Source organism: Nonomuraea sp. NPDC004186 (assembly GCF_053603495.1).
In genome coordinates this window covers 15,805-31,948 of sequence record NZ_JBSGFQ010000135.1, presented here as the reverse complement: position 1 = coordinate 31,948, position 16,144 = coordinate 15,805, and the positions used below count along the sequence as shown (strand labels likewise).

Here is a 16,144-nt window from a genome sequence, read left to right as displayed (position 1 = left end):
GAGCGCAGGCTGGGCGCCGTGCGCGGCTTCGAGGAGCGGCGGGGCGGCTTCTCGGCGCCGGAGGCGCTGGCGGTGCCGTACGCGGCGGAGCTGTCGGCGGACGACACCGTGGGCGCCGGTCTGCTCCTGACCGCGCTGCCGCTGGGCACGGTGGCCGCCGAGTTCGCCGGGAACTGGACGCTGTCCGCCGGGCGGCAGGTCAGGCTGATGGCGGCGCTGGCCGCGCTGTGCTTCGCACCCCTGCTCGCCTTCGCGTTCCGGCCGCCGATCCCGGTGGCGGCGGGGGTGCTGTTCGTCGCGGGATTGGGCGCGTCGTTCCAGCTCGGCCTGGACCGCATGCTCCTGGACGCCGCGCCGAAGGAGCTGCTGGGGCGGGCGCTGAGCGTGCGGGCCTCGTGGATGATGTTCTTCCAGGGGCTCGGGTTCGCCGTGGCGGGGCTGGCCGCCGAGTTCGCGCCGACCACGGCCGTGATCACGGGGGCGGCGCTGTGCGGGCTGCTGGCCGCCGGGATGTTCGCGCTCTCAGGCGTTCAGCCTCGGTACGTTGCGCTCGCGGATCAGGCTCTCGGCCAGGATCCGCAGGGCGAGCGGTGAGCCTCCGGCCTCGACCACGTACCGGCGGCACGCCTCCCGGTCCCGGTGCGCGAACTCGACGTTGAGCGCGGCCGACAGCACCCGGAACGCGTCGTGGTCGCTCAGCGCGCTCAGCTCCATCGGCAGCGCGCCCTCCCGGATCACCAGGTCGCTCAGGTACGTCCGCGCGCTCACGACGACCGTGCACGTGGGCGAGCCGGGCAGCAGCGGGCGCACCTGCCGTACCGACCGGGCGTTGTCCAGCACGACCAGCATCAGCTTCCCGGCCAGCACGCTCCGGTACAGGCAGGAGGCCTCCTCCTCGTCGTCGGGCGCCACCCGCACACCCAGCGCCCGCAGAAACCTGACGATCACCGGATGCGCCCCAGCATCTCCCGATAAATCCGCGTAAAGGTGGCCGTCGGGGAACCGCGCCGCCGACCGGTGCGCCCACTGGACGACCAGCGCCGACTTGCCGATCCCCGGCGGCCCGGTCACGAGGACGAGCGGGCCGGCCGCCAGGTCGCCGTACGGCCGCCGCGACCACTCCTCCAGCTGGGCCAGCTGCGGCTCCCGCCCGGCGAACCCGCGGATCGGGCGCGGCAGCTGGCGCGGCACCGGCAGCGCCGGATCCCGCTCGGCCGGGGCGGGCGCCCTCTCCTCGCCCGCCGCCGGGGCCGGATCCCGCTCGGCCGGCCCGGGCGCCCCCTCCTCGCCCGCCGCCAGCGCCCGCCAGGCCCGGCGCCACCGCCGCACCTGCTCGGCCGCGTGCCGCTGCTGGCCGCAGGACATCAGGCAGGCCCGTACGAACGCCTCCACCAGGGCCAGCCGCGGCAGGCCGCGCGGGCCGTGACCGCGCAGCACCGCCGAGACCGTCGTCTCCGGGAGCACGTCGACCCAGGTGCCGTCCGCGAGCTCCACCGAGCCGCCGAGGATGCGGAGCCTGCGCAGCGACGGCTGCCCCGACCATCGGCGCAGCGCCACCAGGCGCTGTAACAGCTGCTCCGCGACCGAGCAGCCCTCGGGACCCGGAATTTCGTGGTCGGGGTCTTCCGGGTAAACGGCGTTACCGGGCGTGGGCGCGCGCATTACGGCCGACTGATAACGTCGTGGGGAATGCGCGTAAATGAGGCCCCGGCGTGCTTCGCATGAGCATTTTGTCCCCCGCTGAGTCACGACTCATGCCGGGGGCCGATGTCCGGAATTTGACTTCTCCGCCGCGCCCGTTTCTTTCTCGAGTTCGGCCTGGAATTACCGTGGGCGACTCGGAAAAGATACGCGTTCAGGTGACCACTCTCCGTATATCGTCCGGCGAATTCCGCGGGGAGCGCCGCGCGAATGCCGCCGCACCGTCGACCGTGCGGCAGTTGACGTTCCGGCTCCGAGCTGCTCGGCTGAGCCACCCCCGTCCTCCCGGCGGGTGCATGCTGAAGGGGGAGGCACACACCCGACCGGGAGGTGGGCGTTGCGGCAAGGACGGGGGCCCGGCGGATCAGCCGGAAAGACACGCAGGGCGAAGGCGGGGGCCCGTGGGGGCGGGCTCCGGCTCGGCGTCGTCGAGCTCTATGGCCTCGGCATGCTGGCGCTGGCCGTGGTGAGCGCGTACTTCGCCGTGCTCGCGGCGGCGCCGGAGATCCGGGCGGCGCGCGGCGAGGGCACTATGGGGACGTTCACGGCCGAACATCTCGAATGCTCCATCTACGGCATCTGCTCGTGGCAGGGCTCGTTCCGCTCGGACGACGGCGGCCTGCGCCTTGCCGACGCCTGGCTCCACGGCCGCGACGAGGACGAGCTGTCCGCCGGTGACCAGGCTCCGGCCCTGTACACGGGCCACGGCGGCGGCAAGGTCCACGCCCCGGGAAGCCACGACCTCTGGGCCCTGGGGGCGTTCTTCGTGGTGGACCTGCTCTTCGCGGGTTACGCCCTCACGTTCTTCCCGGGCGTACGGCTGACGCGCCGCCTCAGGAGGCCCGGATCGCCTCGCGCACGGCCGGGACGATCTCCCCGGCCCAGCGGCCGAGCGTGACGAGATCGGCGACGCCGTGATCGGCCGAGAAGAGGATGAAACCCGAGGCGTCGTGCTCCAGCACGGCCCCGGTCAGTTCCTCGACCCACTGGCCGACGGAGCCGCCGATCCAGCGGCCGTCGCTGTCACGGGTGGCGGGCAGCGGCCGGTCGGTGATGCGGCCCGGGAAGTTGTAGATCGTACGGATCTCGCGTGGATCCCGGCCCGCGGCCGCCGCCGCCTCGTCGATGATCGGCCGCGAGGTCCGGTAGCGCTCGCTGAGCCAGTCCGCCGCGTGGCCGGGGAGCCAGCCGTCGGCCACCCGGCCGGTGGCGGCCAGGGATTTCGCGCCGTTCGATCCCGTCCACACCGGAGGAGCGGCCACGGGAGCCGGCTCGATCTGGTGCACCTGGTAGTGGCGGCCCTCGAAGGTGACCGGCGGGCCGCCGCCCGACAGCTTCTTGACCAGGACGATCGCCTCCTCGAAGGCGTCCACGGCGGCGCCCGGCGACAGCCGGGGGACGCCCATGTCGGCGATCCGGTCCCACAGCCCGCCCGCGCCCATGCCCAGCACGACGCGGCCCTGCGACAGCGCCGACAACGACGTGACGGTCCTGGCCAGCATGGGAGCGGGGCGGGTCGGCAGGTTGGTGACGTTGACGAGGCCGGCGACGTGCTGCGTACTCCCCAGGATGAACCCGAGGGCGGCGTACGCGTCCAGGCGCCTGCCGATGTAGGGGTGGTCCGACAGCGACAGGAGGTCGAGACCGTCGCGGTCGGCCTGCTGGGCCATGCGCAGCAGCTCCGGCGCCTCGTCGACGCCGCTGTGCGCGCCGAAGCCGAAGACGACGTCGTGTCCGGACAAGGTTCTGCCTTTCCTTTCGAATTTCATGATCACACCTGCCGCGGCCGGGAGGCCCTTCAGGCGGCGCCGAACTGCTCGGTGAAGCGGCCGGTGAACAGGTCGGCTCCCTTGTACGCCGACACCGTCTCGGCCGGGACGACGGCCGGGCCGTCGGGGCTGGGCAGCTGGCCGACGCCGCCGCGCGGTCCGAGCGGGAGCAGGATCATGGGGTGGGGCAGGGGCCGGTAGGCGGCGGTGGGCCGCTCGCCGCGCAGCTGGGCGAGGATGTTGCCCGCGACCACCTCGGCGTGCTGCATCGCGTACCCGGCCATCTTGGCCTCGGGCACGTCGGTGATGTCGCCGATCGCGTAGACGTGGTCGTACCCGTGGACGTTGAGCGTCTCGGTGACCCGCACCTGCCCTTGCGGGGTGCGGGTGGTGAGCCGGCCGTCGGCGAGGTAGTCGCTGTTGACGCGCACGCCGTAGGCGCGGAACCAGATGTCGGCGGTGATCTCCTCGCCATCGGCGGTGGTGACGGTGAAGGTCCCGGCCTCGCCGGGCTCGGTCGCCGGCGGCGCGGTCAGGTGGGTGCCCAGCCGCAGGTGGATGCCGAGCTCATCGAGCTGGCGGTGCAGGTCCTGGCGCAGCTCCGGCTCGAACGCCGGCAGGAGTTGCCCGGCCGGGTCGACGACGGTCACGTGCTTGTGCGCCCAGACCTCCTTGATCTCCCCGGCCAGCTCCAGACCGACCGGGCCGGCGCCCAGGATCAGCACGTGTTCGGCGCCGGCCAGCTCCTTGTGGGTCGCGCGGAGGTCGTCCAGGACCTGCTCGGTGGAGTCGGCGACGGGCTTGGCCGGGTAGGTGTAGCTGGAGCCGGTGGCCAGGACCAGGTAGTCGGCCTCGACCCGCTGCCCCGAGGCCAGGGTGACGCCGCCGGGATCCACGGAGACCGCACGGTCGCGGACCACCGTGCCCCGCGTCAGGAACCCGCTGTAGGGGAAGAACATGTTGCTCCCCCACTCCGGCCGGGTCACCGACCGCAGCGACCCGGCCGTGTTGAAGAACGCGTCCCGGGGATCGACGAGGACGACCTCGACGTCGGCCTCGGCGTCCAGCGCCTTGGCCAGCGCCGAACCGCCGTAACCACCGCCGACGACCACAACTTTACGACTCATGATTGCACGCCCCGATCAACGGAATAGGTTGAGTTCGTGCTACGAACCATATTAGTTCGCTACACGAACTGCAACTCCGGGGCGGCTTTACGAGTGGGCCCCCTCGCCGGGCTCCAGGAAGACCACGGGGACCTTGTTGTCCTGCACGACCCGGCCGAGCAGGTCTGCGAGCGCGTCACGGTCGGCGGCGGCGAGGCCCGCCGTCAGGTTCTCGATCCGCGCGCAGGTCTCCGTGTAGAACTCCGCGGCGAGCTCGGAACCCTTCCTGGTCAGCGCGATCCGCAGCGCGCGCGAGTCGTGCGGGTCCGGTCTGCGCTGGACCAGGCCGTTGCGCTCGGTGCGGTCCACCAGGCCGGTGAGGCTGGACTTGGCCAGCCCCAGCATCGCGCCCAGCTCGCTCATGCCGTACGGCTGCGCCATCAGCACGCACAACAACTGCCCCTGTTGCGAGGTGAGGCCATATTCCCTGGCGGACTCGGCGTACACGGCGTTCGTCAGGAACGTGGACCGCACCAGCGCGGCCACCACCCCGATCCGCTCCTCATCATGCTTTTCCACGCGTTCAGGATAACATTCAAACGCCTGACAATTCGTAGGACGAACTACCCATTCGGGTGCCACTCCCCCTGCCGGCCCGCGGGCATGACCAGGGTGCTCCCGGGGCCGACCTACTGGGTCGTACCGTCCTGGCCGACGAGGGTGGCCCGCCCGGACAGGCGGACCGTGATCGGATCCCCGGCGGGCGGCCGCAGGGTGACCTCGTCCCCGTTCACCAGCACCTCCGGCATCGCCGGCTCCCGTTCGGCCGCCGTGAGCAGGACCAGGCTGACGTACACGGCGGTCCCGCCCGGGTGGGCGTCGCGGATCAGGTACGGCGTGGCGGAGTGCGTTCCGAAGGCGTTCACGCCGTGCCCGCTCGCCACGCCCGCCCCCGTGTAGCCGTGCAGCCCGCGCACCACGCTGGTCAGGCCGTCCGCGCGCCGGGCCAGCGCCCAGGTGTCCCCGGACCGGGCCTCGGGCGGCCGCGGACCGGCCACCGCGTGGCCGCCGTCGCGTACCTGGTGTCCGGCGGGCGCCGTGACCTGGTGGATCCGGATCTCGGCCGCGCCGTCGACCACGGAGGCGGTCACCACGCGGACGGGCCCGTCCTGGTACGCCGAGGCGGCGAAGCGCTCGCCCACGGCGAGGGGTTCGATGCGGCGCCGCCGGGAGGGCGTCCCCTGCGGTGAGACGACGGCGAGCTGCCCGTCGACCGCCTGCTCGCCGATGTCGGGGCCGGTGTGGCTGGTGTAGGCGAGCCTCAGGTAGTGCGGGTCCGGCGGTCCCGCGGGGTCCTGGACGCGGTCGCGGTCGCTGCCGTGGTTGACCAGCCGCACGACGCCGTCCTCGCGGGTGGCGTGCAGCAGCCAGCCCGGCGGGGACATCGCCACGACCTGGTCCGCGCGGTCGACCGGCGCGGCCGCCTCGGCGTCCGTCCAGGCCGGGTGCCCGGGCGGCAGCAGCAGGCCGAGGAAGGCCTTGCTGGCCCAGTACGGCGAGGCGGGGCCGGAGTAGTCCTGGGTGCCGGGCGGGAAGGCGTCGTACCAGCCGCAGGTGAGCAGGCCGCGCTCGTCGGGGGCGCCGCGCTCGACGAAGTGGCGCAGCACGCCGCTCGCGATCCGCCTGGTCCGCCCCGGGGGCAGGGGCGAGGCGCCGGCCAGCGCGCCCAGCCAGAGCGGCGCGACCGTCGCGAACCGGTAGATCAGGGACCGCCCCTGGTGCACCGGCCCGCCGTCGGCGGCGAACAGGTGCTGGTAGTGCTCCAGGAACCGGCGCAGGCGGTCCGCGTAGAGCCGCCCGCGGGCGGTGTCGCCGGCCATCCGCGCCCACAGCGACGGATACAGGTGCATCGCCCAGCCGGAGTAGTAGTCGAAGTTCTTGCCCTTGCCGTCGGAGTACCAGCCGTCGCCGACGTACCACTCCTCGATCCGCTCCAGCCCGCCGGCGATCTCGCCGGGATCGTGCGGCCCGCCCACCTCGGCGAGGAACTGCTCCACGACGACCTGGAACAGCACCCAGTTGTTGTCCGGCGTGCGCCGCCCGACGAACCCGGCCAGCCAGGCCACCACCCGCTCCCGCTGCTCCGGTGACAGCCGGTCGAACAGCCAGGGCCGGGTCTCGTGCAGCGCGAGCGCGATGGAGGCGGCCTCCACGAGCGGCTGCGACATGTCCGTCAAAGGCGGCCAGGCGTACGGGTGCGCGGGATCGGTGCCGGCCACCAGCCCCGCGGCGTAGCGCTCCAGCAGGGCGGGCGGCACGTCGCCACCAGCCCCGGCGATGCGGAAGGCCGCGAGCAGGAACGTGCGGGCGAACCCTTCCAGCCCGTCGCTGACGGTGCCCGACCGGCTCGCCCGCCCGGGCAGGCGGTATTGGGCGAAGCCGTCCGTGGCGTACGGCGCCACGGAGTCGAGCAGGTGGTCCGCCACGCTCTCCCAGTGGGCACGGGTCCATCCGGTGAAATCGGACAGCTGCGGGTCGGCAGGCGGGAGGCGCAGGGGGGAGGACATGGACCGGATACTACGGCATCCACCTGGGCAGACCTTCGACAGAGTGGCACCGTACCTGTAAACGGTTTAACTCCGCCTCAGACGTGCAGAAGAGGGCGGACGGAGTCGCGGACGATGATGTGCGTGCCGAGCATCACGTGCCGGCTCGCCCCGGCCGTGTCGGTGTCCAGGGCCAGCCGCACAGCGGTCCGGCCCAGCTCCTCGTGCGGCACGTGCACGGTGGTCAGATCGATGTCGTCGGCCGGCGGAAGGTCGTCGAAACCGACCAGCGACACGTCGTCCGGCACCCGCAGGCCGCGCTCCCGCAACGCCGCCCGGGCCCCGGCCGCCAGCAGGTCGTTCCCGGCGAACACCGCGGTGAAGTCACGCGGCCCCGCCTCCAGCCGCTCCCGCATCATGCGGTAGCCCTCGCGCCGGTCCATCACCACGCTGTCCACCTCGAGCCCGGGGTCATGCGCCACCCGGTGCGCGGCCAGCGCCGCCCGATAGCCCGCGATCCGGCTCTCCGGCGTCGTGTAACCGGCCCGCCGCCCGAGGAACAGGATCCGCCGGTGACCGGCCGAGAGCAGATGACCGGTGATCGCATGGGCGCCACCGGTGTTGTCGTACTCCACCACGATGGCCGGCACCTCCTCCCCCAGCGCCGGACGCCCGCACAACACCAGCCGCGACCCCGCCACCGCCAGCGCCCGCGCGTAGTCCGCCATCCGCTCCCGGTAGGCGTCGTCGATCGGCATGTTGCCGACCAGGATCACCGCCTCGGCGTGCTCCTCCCGCAGCAGCCGCACCATGGCCAGCTCCCGCTCGGCGTCCCCGCCCGTGGTGCCCACGATGCACAGCCGGCCCTCGCGCACCGCCTGGTCCTGCACGCCCTGCGCCACATGCGCGTAATGCGGGGACACCACCGAGTTCACCACGATCGCCACGCTCTTCGGCCGCGCCCCCGCCAGCCCTCGCGCGTGCGCGTTGGCCACGTAGTCGAGCTCCCGGACCGCCCGCATCACCTTGCTCCGGGTGGCGGGAGCGCTCGGGTACGAGCCCGACAGGATCCGCGACACGGTCGCCACCGACACACCGGCGTGCTTGGCCACGTCCCGGATCGTCGAGGGACGAGGCCGACCATCCTCAGGAACGGCCCGGCGAGGCATCCATCCCCCTTATCCCCGCTGTTAAAGCGGTTTAACGATATCGCACGACCGCGGTTCCGGCGCGGCGTCCGCCCCTGGGCCTCGTAGGCTGGCCCGCGTGGAGATCCGCGACAGAACCCCCGACGACCTGGACGCCTGCACGAAGGCCCTCGCCGAGGTCCAGGCCAGCGACCGCTACCCCGTGGACTGGCCGCGCGACCCGGCCGGCTGGCTGACGCCGGACGGCCTGATCGGGGCGTGGATAGCCGTCGAGGCGGAGGCGGTGCTCGGCCACGTGGCGCTCACCCGGGACATGGAGGTCACCCGCCTGTTCGTCACCCCCGCCGCCCGCGGGCGCGGCCTGGCCGCCCGGCTCCTCGACACCGTACGCGCCGCCGTCGAAACCCCCCTCAGGCTGGAGGTCTCCTCCGAGGGGACGGCCGCCATAGCGTTCTACGAACGCTCCGGCTGGCGCAGGGTCGGCAGCGGCCGCGCCCGCTGGCTCAACGCGGCCGGTGAGCCGGCGCTGGTGTACCACTACGTGAGCCCGCCCCGGTCAGGTGAAGAGCAGGTCGGCTAGCTCGGCCCGGCTGTTCAGTCCGGTCCGTTCGTAGACCTGCACGAGCGTGTTCGCGACCGTCCGGCGGGAGAGCACCAGCCGGTCGGCGATGTCCTGGTTGCTCAGGCCCGAGGCGGCCAGCTGCGCGATCTGCCGCTGCCTGGCGGTCAGCTGCGGCGCGGCCAGGCCGGTCAGCGCCGGGGTGCGGGCGCCTTCGCAGCGGCGGGCCAGCCGCCACGCGCGGGTCTCGGCGGCCCGCTGCCGCCGGGGCAGTCCCTGCCTCCGGTACGCGGCCGCGGACTGGGCCGCGGCCTCCGCCGCGTGCAGCAGCATGCCGAGCGACTCGAAGGCCAGCGACACCGCGTCGAGCTCCTGGGGAACGTCCTCGGCCGCCGCGTGCCGGGCGAGGATCGGGGCCAGGTCGCCTTCCACGGAGGCGGCCAGCCGGGCGAGCCGGTCGGCGACCAGGCCGGAGGCGCCGAGCCGGACGGCGTCGTGCAGGGCGTACAGCTCGTACGCCCGGAGCTCCCCGGCCGCGTCGGCGGTCTCGAGCGCCGCCTCGACCGCCCCGGCCAGGTCGCCGTCGGCCGCGAGCGCCCACGGCCGCGCCAGCCGGAAGGCGAACTCGACCTGGTGACCGACCCGCAGGCCCAGCTCGCCGGCCAGCTCCGTGGTCGCCCGCACCGCGGCCACGTCGCCGGTGAGCGCGTACGCGTGGGCCAGCTCGGCCAGGCACAGCCCGCCGTGCAGCGTACGGCCCCGCAGCCGCACGGCGGCCTGCCTGCACAGCCGGACGGCCTCGGCGGGCCGCCCCTGGAGCCTGGCCACCCGGCCGCGCAGCGCGCCGAACATGATCAGCGCACGGTCCCAGCCCACGTAGTCCTCGCCGATGCGGTACCCCACGTCGGCGAACCGGCGAGCCGCGGCCAGGTCACCGGCGAGAACGGCGGCGCCGACCCCCGTCTCCGCCAGCGTGGCCGTGACCGACGGCAGCCATCCGGCCAGGTCTCCGACGCTGCCGAACGCCTCGTCCACGCGGGCGACGGCCTGCCGGGCGCGTCCTTCGTGGACGAGCCTGCCTCCCTCCAGCGGGGCCAGCCCGAGCTCGAACCGGGAGGTGAGCGGGGCGATCCGGCGGATCTCCGCGACCGACCGCCCGAGCTGGTCGAACATGCCCATCATGTACTCGATGGAGCCGCGCATCACCAGGAGGCCCTGGCGCGGCTCCGTACCGGTCATCGTGGCGCAGGCGTCCGTCAGCATGGCCCGGGCCTCGGCCTCGCGGCCCAGCCCCCAGAAGAGGTTGAGCGCGTGCACGGACACCAGGTCGGCCCGCGTCATGTCGTCCGCCGGAGCGTCGGCCAGGGCCGGCAGGACGGTCTCGGTCTCGTCGTACCGATCGTCGTAGAACAGCACCGACGCCAGCGCCAGGGCGGCCGTGAACCCACCCCCGGCCGCCAGCGCGGCCCGTCCGAGCCGGGCCGCGAGCCGCAGGTCGCGGACGCTCCGCGCGATGTTGCACGCCTCGACGAGCGCGGCGGGGTCACCGGCCGTCCCGCTGTCGAGCCGCCAGACCGCGACGCGGAGCGGGTCCGCGCCGGTGCGGCCGCCCACCTCGTCTGCCAGGCTCCTGAGCACCTCGCGGGTACGCAGCGTGCCGCACCCGGCCCGGATCACCTCGCCGTAGAGCGGATGCGCGAGCCGTACGGACAGCGGCTCAGGAAAATGCAAGGGTTCGAGGGGTCGGGCGGGCAGGGGCTCCGGGGAGATCGTGACGAGCTGGCGATCCTCCAGACGCCGAAGGGTGTCCAGCGGGGCGAGCGCGGTCAGCGCGTCCACGGACAGCGGCTCGCCGTGGGCGACGAGCTCCAGCGCGGCCCGTTCGCCGGGATCGACGTCGCCGATCCGGCTCTCGATCAGCTCGCGCAGCCGCGTCGTCACCGGGATCTCGCCCGACCAGTGCCACACCCCGCGCCGCTCGGTGAGCGCGCCGCCCGACTCGCCGGCCAGCACCAGCTCGCGCAGGAACAGCGCGTTGCCCTCGCTGGCCCGCCACAGCCGCCGGACCGTGGGCGCCTCGACCTGCCCGCCCAGCGCTCCGGCCAGGACCAGGCCCGCCTCCCGGAGCGTCAGCGGGGCCAGGTCCAGACGCGGGAGCAGGTCGTCCTTCCACAGTGCCGTCACGGCGTCGGGCGCGCGTTCCCCACTGCGCGTCGTCACCAGCACGCGTGCCCGGCCGCCGGTCACCAGGTGGTGCACCAGTACGGCCGAGACGGGGTCCAGCAGGTGGGCGTCGTCGACCATGAGCACCAGCCGCTCGCGGTCCAGGGCGTCGGCGGCCCAGCGGATCACGTTGCCGTGCGGCGGCTGGGCGGGCAGCAGGTGGGCCATGGCGCCCAGCGGGAGGTCCGAGGCGGCGGCGGTGGCGAGGATCCAGGTCACGTCGCCGGTGCCGGGCAGCGCCTCGGCCGCCAGGCGGCTCTTGCCCGCGCCCGCCGGCCCGGCCACGACGGCGCCGCCGGCCTCCACCGCCGATCGGATCGCCGCGAGCTGGGATTCCCGACCGGCGAAGGGCCACAGATGACGCACAGAGGGATGGTACGGGCGAACGTTTGAGTAGGCCATGCTCTATGCGGGACCTCGCGGGGCGGGAGACGGTTCTGCACATGACCGCGATGCCATCCCGCGCCCACCTCACCCCTCTTGTACGGAAATATCTGGACGATGAGGGCGCCGAGGTGGAGTCCATCCGCGTGGAGCCGATCGACCACACGTCCGGCACCCCGTCCACCGGCGGCCTGCGCCGGGTCAGCGGCACGACCGCGTGCGGCCGCACCTGGTCCTTCTTCGTCAAATCCCTGCATTCCGCCCGGCACTGGGCGAACATCGACGTGATCCCCGAGCCCGCCCGCACGGAGTTCGTCGCCGGGTTCCCGTGGCGGACCGAGGCCGACGTGTACACCTCCGGCCTGCCCCTCCCGCCCGGGCTGCGGCTGCCCCGCCTGTTCCTGGTCGACGACCTCGGCGACGAGCGCCTCGACCTGTGGCTGGAGGACGTCCGCACCGCCCCGGGGGAGTGGGACCTGACCAGGTACGCCGCCGCGGCCCGCGCGCTGGGCCGGCTCGCCGGGCAGCGTCCCGCCGACGACTCCCGCCCCCGTACGGCGCTGCGGACCTACGTCGGCCAGTTGCTCACCCAGCACTCGCTGCCCATCCTGCGCGACCCCGCCCTCTGGCGGCACCCGCTCGTCGCCGCGCACGCCGACCCGCTCCTGCAGATGGACCTGGACACCCTGGCCCGCCGCATCCCCGCGCTGCTCGCGGCCGCGGACCGCCTGCCGCACACCATGGCGCACGGCGACGCCGGGCCGCAGAACCTCCTCGTGCCCGCCGACGACCCCGGCCGGTTCGTGGCCGTCGACTGGGGCTGGCAGGACCCGGTGCCGATCGGCTTCGACCTCGGCCAGCTGCTCGTGGGCCTGGCGCACGACGGCCTGACCGAGCCCGGCGAGCTGCCCGTGATCCATCGCGCGATCCTGGCCGCGTACCAGCGAGGGCTGGCCGACGAAGGCGTGCCCGCCGGCGACGCCGCGGCCGGGTACGTCACCACGCTGGTCCTGCGCAGCGCCTTCACCGCGATCCCCGCCGAGCGCCTCGGCGAGCCGGTCACCGACGACCTGCGCGAGCTGTTCCGCAAGCGCGTCGGCCTGGCCCGCTTCATCGCCGACCTCGGCCTCGCCGTCTGATACATCACGAAATTAAATAAATCTCTGATATATTTTGCCGTCGACGGCACCTGAGCAGGAGGCGACGATGAGCGACGAGACCCGGAGCCCGCTGGCGCCGGAGCCGATCCACGTGCCCGACGACGTGCTCGCCGACCTGCGGCGGCGCCTGGAGCTGACCCGCTGGCCGGACGACGCGGGCAACGACGACTGGAGCTACGGCGTCAACCGCGCCTACCTGCGGGAGCTCGTCGACTACTGGCACACCGGCTACGACTGGCGCAAGGCCGAGGCCGCGATCAACGCCTACGAGCACTACCGCGTCGAGGTCGACGGCGTCCCCGTGCACTTCATGCGCAAGCCCGGCGTGGGCCCGAGCCCGACGCCGCTGATCCTCACCCACGGCTGGCCGTGGACGTTCTGGCACTGGTCCAAGGTCATCGACCCGCTGGCCGACCCCGGCGCGCACGGCGGCGACCCGGCCGAGGCCTTCGACGTCATCGTCCCCTCGTTCCCCGGCTTCGGCTTCTCCACGCCGCTGCCGGACCACCCGGACATGAACTTCTGGAAGGTCGCCGACCTCTGGCACATCCTCATGACCCAGGTCCTCGGCCACGAGAGGTACGCCGCCGCCGGCTGCGACGTCGGAGCCATGGTCACGGGGCAGCTCGGGCACAAGTACGCCGCCGAGCTGCACGGCATCCACATCGGCTCCGGGCAGAAGCTCACGCTGTTCAACGGCGACCGGGCCTGGGACCTCAGCGGCGGGCAGCCCATCCCCGACGGCCTGCCCGCCGACGTCCACGCCCGGATCGTGGCCCTGGACAGGCGCTTCGCCGTCCACCTCGCCGCCCACGTCCTGGCCCCGAGCACGCTCGCCTACGGCCTGACCGACTCGCCCGCCGGAATGCTCGCCTGGATCCTGGAGCGCTGGGCCAGTTGGAGCGACAACGGCGGCGACCTGGAGTCGGTCTTCACCAAGGACGACCTGCTCACCCACGCCATGATCTTCTGGGTGAGCAATTCGATCGGCACCTCGATCCGCACGTACGCCAACAACAACCGCTACCCCTGGACCCCCTCCCACGACCGGCAGCCGCCCGTCGAGGCCCCCACCGGCATCACCTTCGTCGGCTACGAGAACCCGCCCGGCGTCACCACCGACCAGCGCGTGCGGCACTTCGCCGGCAGCGACCGCGGCGCCTGGTACAACCACGTCAACCTGACCGTGCACGACCGCGGCGGCCACTTCATCCCGTGGGAGATCCCCGGGGAGTGGGTCGACGACCTGCGGCGCACGTTCCGCGGCCGCCGGTAGGTCACCGGCTCTCGCGCAGCCGCAGCTCCACGTGCGCGTGGCGGAACGGGACGGGCACGCCGTACGCCGCCGCCAGGTCCGCGTCCTCGGCGCGGACGAAGTCCAGCACCAGGCTGTCCTTGACCCCGAACACCGCGTCCGAGTCGAGGTAAGGCGACTCGGAGACGAACACGTGCGTGGTGAGCGGCGCGTGGCCGTCGGCGCCGGCGATGAAGTGGATGTGCGCGGGCCGGTAGGGGTGGCGGCCCGCCGCCGCCAGGAGCTCCCCGACCGGCCCGTCGTCGGGGATCGGGTACGGAGCCGGAAGGATCGTGCGGAACGCGAAACGTCCCTGGTCGTCGCAGGCGAACAGGCCGCGCAGGTGCCCGGTGGGGACGTCGTCCCGCTGGACGTCGTAAAAGCCCTTCTCGTCGGCCTGCCAGACGTCCACGACCGCGCCGGGGAGGGGGTCGCCGCCGGCCGCGAGCACCTGCCCGGTGACGAGCGTCGGCTCGCCGCCGGGCACCAGGGAGATCGGATCCCCGAGCCGCCGGGGCGGGGAGTCGACCATGTGGAACGGCCCCAGGACGGTGGAGTCCGTGGCCCCGGCGGGCGCCCGGTTGGCCATGGTGTCGACGAGCATCGACAGGCCGAGCACGTCGGACAGCAGGACGAACTCCTGGCGGGTGCCGTCGCAGGTCTGCCCGGTCCTGGTGAGGAAGCCGACGGCCGCGTCGAGCTCGGCCTGGGTGAGCTCGACGTCCTTGGCGAAGGCGTGCAGGTGGCGGACGAGGCTGGTGAGGACCTGCCGCAGCCGGGCGTCACGGGCGCCGGCGAACGACGCCGCGACGACGTCCTCGGAACGCTCTTCGGAGAACCGAACGGGAGTCTGTGACATCGTGATCACGTCCTGGCGGCATTGGGGGCGTTGTCCCCCAGCATGACCATGGCCGGCGGAGCGCCGCTACCCGCGGAGGTCTGCCGGGGTCCACCCGGCGGTGCCCGCCACGATCCGGACGGCCGCGCGGGCCAGCGGCTCCAGCCCCGCCACGTCGATCTTGTCGATCGTGTCGGCCGAGTCGAACAGGTACATCGGCGCCGACAGGAAGTGCACCAGCGGCACCCCCTCGGGGTGGAAGAACGCGCCGTCCGTCGGCGGCATCGGCGAGAACACGTCCGGGGGCAGGACGAACGACCGCCGCAGGTCCTCCGCCTCCAGCGTCGCGGCGACCAGTTTCTCCAGCCGGGGGGCTCGGGTCGTGAACCACCATCTGACCTCGGGCTCGGCGGTCGGCACGAGCGTGCCGTCCACCGCCTCGCAGCGGAGCGCGGCGTGCTCCAGGTGCAGTTCGAGCACGACGCCGGCCAGCTCCGGCCGGTGGCGGTCGATGAAGGCGCGGGTGCCGGCCGCGTGGGCCATGTGCCCGGAGGTGAGCAGGAACGTCAGGTTGTGCGGGCGCTCCTCGGCCGGGACGCGGGCCCAGTGGCGGGCGGTGGCCAGGACGAGGGCCAGGCCGGAGGCGTCCTCCACGGCCGAGGCCCACGGGGCGTCGTGGTGCGAGGCGACGATGACCGTGTGGGGCGAGCTGCCCGGGAGGGTGGCGACCACGTTGTGGGTGATCACGGTGTCGGTGGCGGACTCGGCGATCAGCTTCCCCTCGCACGGGAGGCGGGCCAGGAGCCGGCGGGCGTCCGTCCCGGACAGCCACAGCGCGGGGATGGGCCGCTCGACCGCGTCGTACGGCACGTAGTAGTCGCGGGTCTCCCAGGGGAGGCCGGTCAGCGCGCCGATGAAGCCCGCGGCCCCGGCGGCCAGGGCGGGCTCGACGACCTCCATCATCCGGGGGCCGAACGGGATCGTCTGGACCAGGGTGTCGAAGACGCCCTCGGGGTCGTACGCCGAGGTGGCGAGCGTCTTGACGTAGGACTGCGGCAACTCGCTGAAGGTCACCTCGTCCACGACGATGTCGCCCGGCCGGGCGTCGGCGAGCCGCGCGATCCGGCCCCGCAGGCCGCCGGTCGGCGCGGTGTGGGGCAGCGGCATGCCGGTCCACGAGGTGCCGTCGTCGAGGCGCAGCAGCCCGGTGCCCGGCTGCCAGCGCGGCACCTCGACCGGCTCGAGCGTGACCTCCAGGCCGAACTCCGCCAGGCGCTCGGCCAGCCACCGCTCGGTCCACGCGTCCGCCGGGTAGCCGGGGCGGCGGACGCCCTGCCCCACGACGGTCTCGATCCAGCCCAGCATCTCCGCCGCGGAAGGCACGTGCTCCATGGCCACGATCCAACCATTGACACG

General features: G+C 73.5%; 13 protein-coding genes and 1 pseudogene. 5 read left to right on the top strand and 9 right to left on the bottom strand.

Features of this window, described 5'->3' with window-relative positions:
- A pseudogene (locus tag ACWEPL_RS55945) lies at positions 1 to 594 on the top strand (hypothetical protein); the annotation flags it as partial.
- Here the strand turns inward: ACWEPL_RS55945 and ACWEPL_RS55940 are convergent.
- A complete protein-coding gene (locus ACWEPL_RS55940) occupies positions 523 to 1,662 on the bottom strand; it encodes an AAA family ATPase (RefSeq protein ID WP_452441420.1) in 1,140 nt (379 codons plus the stop codon). The pseudogene ACWEPL_RS55945 and the gene ACWEPL_RS55940 sit on opposite strands and share 72 nt — an antisense overlap.
- Before the next feature lie 376 nt (positions 1,663 to 2,038).
- Here ACWEPL_RS55940 and ACWEPL_RS55935 point away from each other — a divergent pair, with 376 nt between their 5' ends.
- A complete protein-coding gene (locus tag ACWEPL_RS55935) occupies positions 2,039 to 2,599 on the top strand; it encodes a hypothetical protein (protein WP_452441418.1) in 561 nt (186 codons plus the stop codon).
- Here ACWEPL_RS55935 and ACWEPL_RS55930 read toward each other — a convergent pair.
- From ACWEPL_RS55930 to ACWEPL_RS55910, 5 genes are all read right to left on the bottom strand, one after another.
- Positions 2,535 to 3,443 carry an LLM class flavin-dependent oxidoreductase gene (locus ACWEPL_RS55930; RefSeq protein WP_363969337.1) on the bottom strand — a complete coding sequence of 303 codons (909 nt, stop codon included), beginning with the start codon at positions 3,441 to 3,443 and terminating at the stop codon, positions 2,535 to 2,537. The genes ACWEPL_RS55935 and ACWEPL_RS55930 overlap by 65 nt on opposite strands.
- Before the next feature lie 56 nt (positions 3,444 to 3,499).
- Positions 3,500 to 4,597, bottom strand: coding sequence for an NAD(P)/FAD-dependent oxidoreductase (locus tag ACWEPL_RS55925; RefSeq protein ID WP_452441417.1), 1,098 nt, complete (start codon positions 4,595 to 4,597; stop codon positions 3,500 to 3,502).
- An 87-nt stretch (positions 4,598 to 4,684) separates the two neighbouring features.
- A complete protein-coding gene (locus ACWEPL_RS55920) occupies positions 4,685 to 5,155 on the bottom strand; it encodes a MarR family winged helix-turn-helix transcriptional regulator (protein WP_350732244.1) in 471 nt (156 codons plus the stop codon).
- Between the two features lie 110 nt (positions 5,156 to 5,265).
- Positions 5,266 to 7,143, bottom strand: coding sequence for a DUF2264 domain-containing protein (locus ACWEPL_RS55915; RefSeq protein ID WP_452441416.1), 1,878 nt, complete (start codon positions 7,141 to 7,143; stop codon positions 5,266 to 5,268).
- 77 nt (positions 7,144 to 7,220) lie between these two features.
- The gene (locus ACWEPL_RS55910; RefSeq protein WP_452441415.1) at positions 7,221 to 8,234 is read right to left on the bottom strand and encodes a LacI family DNA-binding transcriptional regulator; all 1,014 of its coding nucleotides are present in this window, start codon (positions 8,232 to 8,234) and stop codon (positions 7,221 to 7,223) included.
- A 154-nt stretch (positions 8,235 to 8,388) separates the two neighbouring features.
- Between ACWEPL_RS55910 and ACWEPL_RS55905 the strand changes: the two genes are divergently transcribed.
- Positions 8,389 to 8,850 (top strand): GNAT family N-acetyltransferase, encoded by a 462-nt coding sequence (locus ACWEPL_RS55905; protein WP_452441414.1) that lies wholly within the window; start codon positions 8,389 to 8,391, stop codon positions 8,848 to 8,850.
- Here the strand turns inward: ACWEPL_RS55905 and ACWEPL_RS55900 are convergent.
- Complete coding sequence (locus ACWEPL_RS55900; protein ID WP_452441412.1) at positions 8,827 to 11,418, bottom strand: LuxR C-terminal-related transcriptional regulator; 2,592 nt, start codon at positions 11,416 to 11,418, stop codon at positions 8,827 to 8,829. The two genes, ACWEPL_RS55905 and ACWEPL_RS55900, sit on opposite strands and share 24 nt — an antisense overlap.
- A 77-nt stretch (positions 11,419 to 11,495) precedes the next feature.
- Between ACWEPL_RS55900 and ACWEPL_RS55895 the strand changes: the two genes are divergently transcribed.
- Both ACWEPL_RS55895 and ACWEPL_RS55890 read left to right on the top strand, forming a co-directional pair.
- Positions 11,496 to 12,575, top strand: coding sequence for a hypothetical protein (locus ACWEPL_RS55895; RefSeq protein WP_363969345.1), 1,080 nt, complete (start codon positions 11,496 to 11,498; stop codon positions 12,573 to 12,575).
- A gap of 67 nt (positions 12,576 to 12,642) precedes the next feature.
- Positions 12,643 to 13,872: an epoxide hydrolase family protein gene (locus tag ACWEPL_RS55890; RefSeq protein ID WP_452441411.1), complete on the top strand. Its 1,230-nt coding sequence runs from the start codon at positions 12,643 to 12,645 to the stop codon at positions 13,870 to 13,872.
- Between the two features lies 1 nt (position 13,873).
- Here the strand turns inward: ACWEPL_RS55890 and ACWEPL_RS55885 are convergent, their stop codons facing one another.
- Positions 13,874 to 14,749: a dioxygenase family protein gene (locus ACWEPL_RS55885; RefSeq protein ID WP_452441410.1), complete on the bottom strand. Its 876-nt coding sequence runs from the start codon at positions 14,747 to 14,749 to the stop codon at positions 13,874 to 13,876.
- Between the two features lie 66 nt (positions 14,750 to 14,815).
- Entirely contained in the window at positions 14,816 to 16,120 is a 1,305-nt protein-coding gene (locus ACWEPL_RS55880; RefSeq protein WP_452441408.1) for a M28 family peptidase, read from the bottom strand.
- Positions 16,121 to 16,144 lie beyond the last annotated feature (24 nt).

Coding starts and splice junctions, on each gene's coding strand:
- ACWEPL_RS55940 (WP_452441420.1), bottom strand. CDS start 1,662: ATGCGCGCGCCCACGCCCGGTAACGCCGTTTACCCGGAAGACCCCGAC.
- ACWEPL_RS55925 (WP_452441417.1), bottom strand. CDS start 4,597: ATGAGTCGTAAAGTTGTGGTCGTCGGCGGTGGTTACGGCGGTTCGGCG.
- ACWEPL_RS55915 (WP_452441416.1), bottom strand. CDS start 7,143: ATGTCCTCCCCCCTGCGCCTCCCGCCTGCCGACCCGCAGCTGTCCGAT.
- ACWEPL_RS55895 (WP_363969345.1), top strand. CDS start 11,496: ATGACCGCGATGCCATCCCGCGCCCACCTCACCCCTCTTGTACGGAAA.
- ACWEPL_RS55890 (WP_452441411.1), top strand. CDS start 12,643: ATGAGCGACGAGACCCGGAGCCCGCTGGCGCCGGAGCCGATCCACGTG.
- ACWEPL_RS55885 (WP_452441410.1), bottom strand. CDS start 14,749: ATGTCACAGACTCCCGTTCGGTTCTCCGAAGAGCGTTCCGAGGACGTC.
- ACWEPL_RS55880 (WP_452441408.1), bottom strand. CDS start 16,120: ATGGAGCACGTGCCTTCCGCGGCGGAGATGCTGGGCTGGATCGAGACC.